This is a genomic window from Nonomuraea sp. NPDC059194, from assembly GCF_042754765.1.
Taxonomy (GTDB): domain Bacteria; phylum Actinomycetota; class Actinomycetes; order Streptosporangiales; family Streptosporangiaceae; genus Nonomuraea.
In genome coordinates this window covers 1-1910 of the sequence record NZ_JBHZBH010000109.1, presented here as the reverse complement: position 1 = coordinate 1910, position 1910 = coordinate 1, and the positions used below count along the sequence as shown (strand labels likewise).

Annotated in this window: 1 protein-coding gene; it reads right to left on the bottom strand. The window is 67.5% G+C overall.

Going from position 1 to position 1910, the window contains the following annotated elements:
• Nucleotides 1-43: 43 nt before the first annotated feature.
• Complete coding sequence (locus tag ACFXJ8_RS44000; protein WP_379651537.1) at nucleotides 44-1633, bottom strand: ISL3 family transposase; 1590 nt, start codon at nucleotides 1631-1633, stop codon at nucleotides 44-46.
• Nucleotides 1634-1910 lie beyond the last annotated feature (277 nt).

The window sequence follows — 1910 nt, the reverse complement described above, 5'->3', positions numbered from 1 at the left end:
GTGGCTCTTCCGCAAATTTCGTGACCCGGCCCTGGCGCTGTGATCAGCGGTTGAGCAAGATCCGCTTACGTAGAAGCGCGAGACCTGCGCGGCCATAGGTCTGCCTTTTGAGCATCTTGATGCGGTTGACGTTGCCTTCGACAGCGCCGGAGCTGTGTTCGAGGGTGAGTCCGGCGGTGACTGCGGCTTGGTCTCGGCGGAGCCCGGCGGCCAGACGGTGGAGTTCGGGGATGTCGCCGGCTTCAACGTCGGTGAGCCACTGTTCGAGCAGGTAGCCGTGCCGGTTGGTCATCATCTCGGCGAAGGCGGTGACGTGGCCGGCGAGGCGGTCGAGCTGTGGGCAGCGCTCTCGCAGGTGCTTGAGTTGGAGCTTTTCGTCTTCGTCCAGGCTGTCGGGGTGGCGGAGGATCCAGCCGGTGGCGTCCTTCGGCGCGGGGCCGCCCGCCATGGGCTTCAGCGCGGGGACCTCGGCGCCGCGGAAGTCGTGTAGGTAGCGGCGAACGGTGCGGTTGCTCCCGGTGTAGCCTCGCTCGACAATCTCCTTGGTAAGGCGGGTCGCGTCGGTGCAGCCGTCGTTCCAGCGTTCGCGCAGGTAGGGCTTGAACGGGTCGAGCAGTCCCGGCCGGTCGATGACCTTGACGAGGAGTTCGTCGACGCTGGAGGCGCGGGCGAAGCGGAGCACCGTCTTGTGATCCAGTCCCAGGATTCGGCAGATCGCGGTGTTACCGATGCCCTTGGCCACCAGAGCGTGGACGGCGGCGTAGCGCTCGCGGGTGCGTGTCTCCATCCGTGACGCCGGCCGGTCATCCGCGCTGGTCGAGGCGTCGGCGGCGGGCGCGGCACCCTGGCCGGCAGTGGAGGTCTCCGACTGAGTGGATGGTGCCGGGCTCGGCTCGTTGACGTTCGGTTCTTTCAGCGCGGCACGGTTGCGGTGGACGGCCTTGTCGACGTAGTCGCTCAGGTTGCGCCAGAGGTGGAACCGGTCGGCGACCTGGATGGCGTCGGGGGCTCCGGTCGTGGCGCCTTCGGCGTAGGCACCGGCGCGGTCGCGGCAGATGACCTTGACGCCGGGGTGGTCTGCGAGCCAGGTGGCGAGGGCCTGTCCGGTGCGGGTATCGAGGATGTCGATCGGGCTGTTGGTGGCCATGTCGACGAGCACGGTGCCGTAGACGTGTCCCTTCTTGAAGGCGAAGTCGTCGACGCCGAGGACTGTGACGTCTCCGGGTTCGGGCTCGGGCAGCGCCATGACCAGGCGTAACAGTGTCGAGCCGCTGGCGGGGATGGCCAGTTGTTCACACAGCCGGGCTCCGGCGCGGCCTGCGAGGGCCAGGCCGATCTGCTCGGTCACGCCGCGCAGGACAGGGGTGCGGCGTCCGTACCGGCTGGTCAGGTCGGGGATCTGTTCGGCGAACGTCGCGGTGGGGCACTCAGGGCGGGGGCAGATCATCCGCCGGACGCGGAGCCGGATCTCGACGGGGCTGCCGCCGATCGCGGTGTCGGACAGCCTGCGCTGGTAGCGGCTGTGTACCCGGTTGGTCATCTCGGCGCAACGCGGGCAGCGTCGGGGCCGGTCCGGTGACTTCGCGGTGAGGATGAGCGTCGTGTCGTCGCGTTGGACCTGGTTAACGACCACGTCGGCCAGGTGTGGGAGGAGAAGGCACCATAGCTGTTCCGGGACGTCGGAAGTGTCCAGCTCATTGGGGGTGGAGGTACCGGGGGCATTCGTGAGAGAGTTCGCAGGCAACGAAGCTCCTGGTAGGCGGCATGATCTCGACAATCAGCAGATCTACCGGCGCTTCGTTGCCCTACCGGGGGATCGCCGCCGTTGCAACGCGATCGTGATCACAGGCCAGGCCTCAAAGCCTCTGCGCCACCGTCGCGCAGTCGATCACGAAATTTGCGGAAGAGCC